This window comes from Kitasatospora sp. NBC_01300 (genome assembly GCF_041435235.1).
Classification (GTDB): domain Bacteria; phylum Actinomycetota; class Actinomycetes; order Streptomycetales; family Streptomycetaceae; genus Kitasatospora.
The window spans coordinates 7,179,804-7,187,412 of record NZ_CP108408.1 but is presented as its reverse complement, the minus strand read 5'-3'; the positions used below and the strand labels follow the sequence as shown (position 1 = coordinate 7,187,412).

Sequence of the window (7,609 nt, the reverse complement as noted above, 5' to 3'; positions counted from 1 at the left end):
GGGCGAGGACGCGAAGGAGTCGAGCACCAGGGCCTGTCCGGCCGGTTGTGTCGGACTGGCCCTGGCCTCGGGTCAGACCAGGTTTCGGTTGTGCTCGTCGATGTCGTCGAAGAGCTTGACCGTGCTCGTGCCGTGCAGACCGGCCGCCAGCAGCTTGACCCTGATCTGCGTGAGCAGGGTGGTCAGGTTCGCCATGGGGTTGTCGATCTTCTCGTGGTACTGCTTGCCGATCTCGTCGCCACCGCCGGCCTTGACGTTCTTCTGGTTGATGTCGGTGATCTCGTCGTTGATCTTGCCGACCAGGGCTGCCAGATCGGGGAACTCGTTGAACAGGGTCTTGAGGTCCGTACTCGACACCAGGCGCTTAGCCATTGAACTCCTCCTGCTTGTGGGCCTGCTTCGCCGCCGGATCGGCCCCCGGGCGCATCGCCGTGAGCGGGGCCAGCAGCGACTCCAGGTCCAGCCCGCCCGCAGCGAACAGGTCCTCGTCCTCGCGCTCGCCCGTGAAGTTCATCCGCAAGGTCTCGCCGACGCCCTCGAACGCCCGCATGGAGGCGATGACCTGCTCGCCCATCCGGGCCTTCGCCTCGTTGAGCACGTCCACCAGGAGGGCACTCAACTGGGCCGGGGCCATGGACCTGTAGGCGGTGGAGTGGAAGGTCAGCGCGAGCACCTCGCCCTGGGAGCCCACCTTCGCGGTGACCGTACGGTCCTTGCTGGTCGCCGAGGCGGTCATCGCCCGCAACTGCTCCGTCGCCTCGGCCATCTTCGCCTGCTGCTCAGCCAACGACTCCATGGCCTGGGCCAGTTGTTCCTCGAACGAGAACGTCATCTTTCCACTCCTCCGAACTGCTCCGAGCTCTGCCGGACTCTCCCGACTCCCCCGACTTTCACGACTTTCAGGACTTTCACGACGGCGGTCCGCCTCAGCGGCCGATCACACCGTTCACCGCTCCGGTGTCGGTGCCCCAGACCTCCTCGTCCTCGGCCAGCCAGGTGGTCCGCTGGCGGTCCTTCTCGCCCTGGGCGCCGCCGCCCATACCGCCGGCCATCGGCGGCATCATCCCGCCACCGCCGCTGGTGGAGACCGACCGGCCCCGCATCGCGGCCTCCTCCTCGGCCAGCGCGGAGGCCGCCTTCTGACTCATCGCGGCCTTCTCCCCCGCCGGGGCGACCGTACCGAGCTTGCTCGCGGGTGCGACCCCACCGCTGCTCTCGATGGTCTTGGGGCTCATTCCGCCACCGGAGCCTGCCAGCCGGGGCATTTGGCCGCTGCCCGACGAGCTGCCGCCGGAGCCGCCGCCGACCCCGCCGCCACCCGCACCGCCGAACAGGCCGGCGTACGAGCCCAGCCCGCCGGAGCCGGAGCCGGACCCCGACCCGACACCCGAGAGTCCGCTGGAGCCGCTCCCGTAGTCACCGAAGGAACCGAGGTCCAACTGCCAGCCGGAGCCGATGGACGGCGGGCGGATGCTGCCGCCGCCTCCTCCACCGCCACCGCCTCCTCCGCCGGAACCGGAGCCGGCGACCAGCGCGTTGATCGCGTGCTGTTGGTCGGTGTACCGCTGGGCGATGTCCGAGATCGGGCGACCGGTGGCGTCCAGCAGCGTGCCGTCCGCAGCGATCGAACCGCCCTTGGGCAGCACCACCGGGTTTCCGTCGCGGTCCAGCACCGACTTGCCGTCGGCGTCGACCACCGTCCCGTCATCCCGGACCTTGGAGCCCTTGGGCACCTTGGCGTTCAGGCCGTAGATGCCACCGCCCGTACCCGGCGGGACGTCCGATCCCACGGGCACGACGACCGGCTTGCCGTCCTTGCCCCGGACCACCTGGCCGTTGGCATCGTGCACCTGGCCCTTCTCGTCGATGTACCCGCCCGGAGGGAGCAGCACCGGCTTCTTGTCGGCGTCCAGCACGGGCTTGTGGTCCTTGTCGAGGATGGGAGTCCCCGAACCGCCGCCCCCGTTGCCGCCACCGATCCCGCCGCCACCACCGCCGCCGACCGGGGGCGGCGGTACATGGGTCTTCGAGCCGCCACCGCCGCCACCGCCGCTACCCCCGGCACCGCCGCCGAGGTCGAACTTGCCGTCCCCGCCGCCACCACCACCGCCGCTGCCGCTCAGGTCGACCTTGCCGTCGCCACCGTCCTTCTTGGAGTCGGGCCCGTCCTTGCCGGGGTCGGTCCCGTCCTTCGTGGGGTCCGGTACCGGCACGGGGGGCAGGGTCAGACTGGCCGACCGGTAGCCGAAGCCGAAGTCCGCGTTCAGCTGCGTGTAGGCCGCCTCCAGCGCGTCCATCGGGTCGGAGCCCCCGCCCGCCGCGACGTCGACCACGGTGCCGAAGTGCCGGTTGTCCAGGTACTTCACGACGTTATCCAGCCAGATGGTCTTGGCCCGCTGCTCCAACTGGATGTAGAAGACATCGTGCCGAGGATCTCCGAAGGCGGTCGCGACCGCCCCGTCGCTGGGGATGGTGGTGAACTCCGGCTTGACGTCCTGCAACGTCTCCGTCAATGCCTGAAGGCTCGCTTGCGCGGGCCAGGACAGTGGGTCGAGGGCCCAGTTCGAGCCGAGCAGGTCCATGCCCGCAGCCGCGAAGTCGATGGCGGCGGCTGCCGCGTTGAGGTCGGTCTCGTACGGCTCTCCGTCGAGTTGGAGGCGGATGGTCGCCATCTCCAGCGCGTACCGCTCGAGGAGCGTCTTGAACTCGCCTGCGGCACTCCCCTGCCAGTTGCTGTCCGGCGCGTCGATCTTCGCCGCCCAGCCCTTCACCCTCGGTTCCCAGGTGGCCAGCCAGGATCTGACCTTCCCGATGGCCGTCGCGGCGGCCCGCAGGGAGTCGGAGTTGATCGTGTCGTTGTGCTTGTCGCCCAACCACAAGGGCGAGAGGATGTCCTGCCGCTGATCCCTGAACTTGTGGAGCACGTTGTCCGGGTGGTCGCCGAAGTCCTTGTCGTTGAAGCTCAGGGTGATCACGGCATGGTAGTTCCCCCCCTGGTACGTGTAGTTCCACGCCCACCACAGGTCGGGGACCGCCCCACCGGCGAACTTTCCCTCGGTCGACCCGTAGTCGCAGAAGCCCGCCCCCCACTCGAACTTCTTCACCGGCGTGAACCAGCGCTGGTCCCCCGTGGTGGTGGTGACCTGCTCCCTGGTGGCGATCTTGGCGGTGCGCTGCGCCTCGGAGGCGAAGAACTTGAGCGCGTCCTCCCAGCGGATGGTGGCCACGGGCTTCTCTCTCTCCAATCGGGTGGGGCGTGACGGGGCGGCCGCCGGCCGGCCGGCGGCCTCGGGGGTGGCTGGATCCGGTGAACCCGAAGGCTCACCGGACGGGTGGTCAGCTCGACGTCGTGTCGTTCTTCGGAAGGGTGACCTTCACCACCTCGTTGAGGATCTCCATCATCTCCGCCGCCGTCATCGCCTCTTCGTGGGCGGTGTCCATGATCCCCAGAGTGGCCTTGATCCTCAGCTGGGCCTCGCTCATCTGGATGCCGAGCAGGAGCAGGTCCTCGGAGAGCCCCTTGGCCAGTTGCGCGAAGTTGGCCTTGACCCGGTCCGCGGCGGGCAGCTCGGCGCCGTGCCCCGTCAGCAGGGCGGTGTACTGGCCGGTCCCGTGCCCGCCGAACCCTCCGATCGCCACGAAACCGGGATCGTTCGCGAGCTCGCGCTTGTAGCCTTCGAGCTGGGTGTACGCGAAGTACTCCAGATCGTCGTGGTCGATGCTGAGCGTGTGCTCGTAGTCGACGTTTCCGGGGTCGGTCGAACTAGCCATCGCGGCCTCCCCGACCCCGGCCCCGCTCGATCACCGTCATCCGTGGATACCCGCGCCGGCCTGCTTGTCGGCGTCGCGCAGCAGGCCGTGCATGGTCCGCAGGACGTCGGCGCCCTGGACGATGTCGTCGTTCATGGTGGAGTTCTGGGCGGCCAGCACCTGGTAGAAGGCGTGGGCCGCGGCGGCCAGGTCACCCTGGAGCTGACTCTCGGCGGTCCTGATCGCCGCCATGCAGTCGTCCATGGCGGTACGCATGCCCTGGCCGGCTTGGGTGAGGGCGTCCGCCGCCTCGTCGATGTTCGCGTGGTTGAGCCTGATGTCCGCCATCGGACACTCCTTTCGATCGGTGCCCGTCCGGCCCGGACGGGCCACGGCCGGGCGGGGCAACGGGGGTTGGTGTCAGGGGTTGAGGCCCTTGTAGACCTCGGAGCCGGGGCCGCCGCTGCCCCAGGAGCCGGTGTACCCGAGGGCCTCGTCGTGGGCGTTGTTGACGTGCTGGTGCCCGGTCGAGAAGCTCCCGTGGAAGGTGTCGTAGGCGCTCCTGAGCTGCCCGTACCTGGTCTGCCAGTCGTGGATCTTCCCCTGGTACGCGGTGCTGCACGCGGCCTGGAAGTGCTGCTGGACCTCGCCGTTGACGGCCTCGACCTGCCCTGCGGCGCGCAGCATCGTCTCGATGTGGGTCTCCAGGGTCGCCAGAACGCTCCGGACGACCGCGTCGTCCGTCTGCAGATTGGGGGTGGTCACAGAGTTTTCCCTTCGTCGGTTCCGGGCTCTCGGCCGCCCGGCTCATCTCCATCAACGGCCCCGTGGCGGCGGCCGGTTCACCTCGGGCAGGCCGGTCCGGACGGGAGCGGCGCGGGTGTCGCGGCGCCGCTGAGGAGGGCCGGGTCGAGGCTGGGCCCGGTCGGCAGCAGGGTCAGCAGCGGCTCGGGTGCGGCGGTCGGGACGACCTGGCCGTAGCCGAGCTGCTTGGCGACGGCGGGCGAGGGCAGCGGGTACTTCACCCCGGTGTCGGTGACCAGGTAGAGGGTGTCGCCGACGCCCGCGCTGGAGAGGGCCCGCACCAGGGCGCCGCCGCCGGGGCGGACGGCGATGCTGTCGGCGGTGGCGCAGGCCGGTTCGACGCCCGGCTGGGCGGTCGGCGGCAGGCCGGCGACGGTGGCGGCGTCGACCAGGGTGACGACGGTGGTCGGGGCCTGGTCGGTGAGGCGCAGGTCGGCGCAGACGCCGCGGCCCTGGGGGACGGTCAGCAGCTCGGGCGGCGCGGTCGGCAGCCCGGCGGCGGCCGGTACGGCCGGCGCGGTGTGCGCGGCCAGGTCGCTCCCGCCCAGGGCGGCGGGGGTGACGGCGGAGCCCTCGTACGCGGTGTCCTGGGTACGGGAGTCGTTGCGCAGCAGTTCGAAGGCCATCCGGCTGAGCGGGGCCAGTCCGGCCGAGGTCAGCAGGTAGGGGTCGCCGCCGGGGCCGGTGAAGAGCTGGCCGACCCGGGTGGGGCGGTTGGCGAGCTGCGGTCCGGCCTGGCCGCGCCCCTCGACGGCGGGGGCGGCCAGGTCGGGTCCGGCAGTGGTCGCGTTGAGGAAGGCGGTGGTCACCGGGTAGGCGGCGACGGCGGTCTGACCGAGGGCCTGCCGGGCACCGGAGCGGGCGTCCAGGCGCAGCCGCCGTCCGTGCCAGAGCAGGTACTGGGCGCCGTCGGGGGCGGCCACCAGCAGGCCCTGGCCGTCGGTCAGGCCGACGCCCCGGTTGCCGGGGCCGATCGCGAGGGCCAGTTGCGGGGTGCGGCCGCCGGAGGGGCCGGGCCGGTCGACGGCGCAGGCCAACCAGGGCGTGTCGGCGAGCCGGTCGGGGGCGGGCACGCCGTCGGGGGCGCCGAGGATGCCGATCGGGACGCCGCGCGGGGTGTCGGCCAGCGACTTGGTGCCGACCTGGTCGACGATCAGCTGGTCGCCGGCGAGCAGCCGGGCGCTGGCCTCGTTCAGCAGGGGGTGCAGGCTGCCGTCCACGTACAGGTAGCGGGCACCGCTCTCCTTGACCACCACCAGCGTGCCGGGCTTCTTCCAGGCCGTGGCGCCGCCGGGGACGACCACCCCGTAGAGGGTGACCACCAGGCAGACCAGCACGGCGATGATCAGCCCGGTGACGGTGCCCCGGGAGGTGCGCCCGGCCGGGGTGTCGGGTGCGTCGGGCTCGCCGCGGAGCATCCCGGTGGCGAGCCGGCCCATCACGAACAGGTGCGCCTGAACCTGGTCGCGCTTCGACTGCATGGCGTGGTTCTCCTTGAGGACGGAATGTCAGGGGCGTCGCGCGGCTGGGGCGTGTCCGGCGGGTCCCGCCGGGCACGTCCTAGCCGGCGACGGCCCTGAGCCCGTGGTAGACCCCGGCCACGGCCAGCGCCAGCGGGATCACCGCCACCGCCGCGACCGTGTGCAGCAGGTCGGCGGCCCGGCCCCAGTAGGGCAGCAGCCGCCGGCCGGGGATCGTCCAGGAGACGACGGCCAGGGCGGCGGCCAGGGCGAGCAGTCCGCCCAGCACCAGCAGCCGCGCCCCGCCCTGCTCGCGGAGCACCAGGTGACCGAGGAGCAGCGCCGGGCCGTAGGCGCCGGGCAGCAGGACGGCGAGCCGCTGCGTGATGCTGCCGATCGCCCGGGAGTGCAGCAGCAGCAGGACGGACAGGGCCGCCGTGAGCGCGGCCGGTTCCCAGCCCGGTTCGGCGGCCAGCTGCGTGATGCTCAGGGTGAGGACCAGGCCGAGTGCCAGGTGAAAGGCGGTCAGGAAGCCGTCGGCGACGTCGCTGCGGCTGCGGACGGTGGCGCTGGGGACGGGCGCGATGCCCTCCTGGAGCTCCTCGGCGTTGCGCGGCAGCGCGGGCAGCCGCAGGCCGGAGAGGCGGAAGCAGATCCCCGGGACGAAGGCTCCGACGATCACCGCGAGCACGGCCAGGGTCGCGGCCGCCTCGGGCGCGGTCAGCCCGGCGAGCACCAGTACGCCCGCGACCACGACGTTCAGGGCGAGCAGCACCAGGCCGAGGTAGAGCGGCGCCGAGCAGCCGACCGCGGCCATCGCCAGCACCGCCGCGCCTGCGGCCGCGCAGCCGCCGGCCAGCAGCCGGGCCCCGGTGGCGGAGGCGCCGTCAGCGGGCAGCAGGGCGCCGGTCAGGGCGAGGTAGGGCACGGCCATGGCGCCGAGTGCGGTGCCGGCACCCGCGTCGCCGACCGCCCGGGAGGCGCTCAGGGCGCCGAGCAGCAGGAGCAGTCCGGTGACGGCGCCGGCGAGTTCGCGGGCCGGCACCGCGCCCGGGAGCAGGAGCACGGCGAGCCCGCCGGCCAGGGCCGTCAGGGCCAGCCCGAGCGCCACGTGGTGGGTGACGGCGGGACGCCAGGTGTCGGGGCGCTCCCGCATGCCGGTGGCGACGCCGTCCGCGAGGTCGTCGTAGTGCACCTCGGGGAGCGCCTCGCGGCGCGGGCGCAGGTAGAGGTCCTCGCCGTCGTGCAGGTCGAGCGCCTCGGCGCTCGACTCCTCGTCCAGGGGCGGGCCGCCGAGGCGCTGGAGCACCCAGCCGTCGTGTTCGATGCCCTGTTCCTCCAGCCCGGGGCCGCCGTGGCGCAGGACGGCCGGTAGCAGGTCGGCCAGCGGCACGTCGGAGGGGACGGCGAGTTCGAACACCGCCTCGGGTGCGCGGAACCTCAGTCGGCACAGTCCGGCGACGGCGGTCCCGTTGGCACTCCCGTTCACACTTCTCCCTTTTGCCCTGGCCTCGGAACGGCGTGGCGAGGTGACGGCCCGGGGGCGCCTGGGGGATGGGCGAGCCCGGGCGTCACCTCACCAGGAGGCACGGACG

8 protein-coding genes are annotated in these 7,609 nt (G+C 72.3%); all 8 read right to left on the bottom strand.

Annotation, left to right across the window (positions count from 1 at the left end):
- Positions 1–72: 72 nt before the first annotated feature.
- Positions 73–372 (bottom strand): hypothetical protein, encoded by a 300-nt coding sequence (locus OG556_RS31115; RefSeq protein WP_371521984.1) that lies wholly within the window; start codon positions 370–372, stop codon positions 73–75.
- Positions 365–832: a YbaB/EbfC family nucleoid-associated protein gene (locus OG556_RS31110; protein WP_371521982.1), complete on the bottom strand. Its 468-nt coding sequence runs from the start codon at positions 830–832 to the stop codon at positions 365–367. Before OG556_RS31110 ends, OG556_RS31115 begins: the two co-directional genes overlap by 8 nt.
- 94 nt (positions 833–926) lie before the next feature.
- Positions 927–3,227 carry a hypothetical protein gene (locus OG556_RS31105; protein ID WP_371521980.1) on the bottom strand — a complete coding sequence of 767 codons (2,301 nt, stop codon included), beginning with the start codon at positions 3,225–3,227 and terminating at the stop codon, positions 927–929.
- Between the two features lie 109 nt (positions 3,228–3,336).
- On the bottom strand, positions 3,337–3,771 hold the full coding sequence (locus OG556_RS31100; protein ID WP_371521978.1) for a hypothetical protein: 435 nt from the start codon (positions 3,769–3,771) through the stop codon (positions 3,337–3,339).
- Positions 3,772–3,807: 36 nt separating this feature from the next.
- On the bottom strand, positions 3,808–4,098 hold the full coding sequence (locus tag OG556_RS31095) for a hypothetical protein (protein WP_371521976.1): 291 nt from the start codon (positions 4,096–4,098) through the stop codon (positions 3,808–3,810).
- Positions 4,099–4,170: 72 nt separating this feature from the next.
- Positions 4,171–4,515 carry a hypothetical protein gene (locus OG556_RS31090; protein WP_371521974.1) on the bottom strand — a complete coding sequence of 115 codons (345 nt, stop codon included), beginning with the start codon at positions 4,513–4,515 and terminating at the stop codon, positions 4,171–4,173.
- 77 nt (positions 4,516–4,592) lie between these two features.
- The gene (eccB, locus tag OG556_RS31085; RefSeq protein WP_371521972.1) at positions 4,593–6,035 is read right to left on the bottom strand and encodes a type VII secretion protein EccB; all 1,443 of its coding nucleotides are present in this window, start codon (positions 6,033–6,035) and stop codon (positions 4,593–4,595) included.
- 79 nt (positions 6,036–6,114) lie between these two features.
- On the bottom strand, positions 6,115–7,503 hold the full coding sequence (eccD, locus tag OG556_RS31080; protein WP_371521970.1) for a type VII secretion integral membrane protein EccD: 1,389 nt from the start codon (positions 7,501–7,503) through the stop codon (positions 6,115–6,117).
- Positions 7,504–7,609 lie beyond the last annotated feature (106 nt).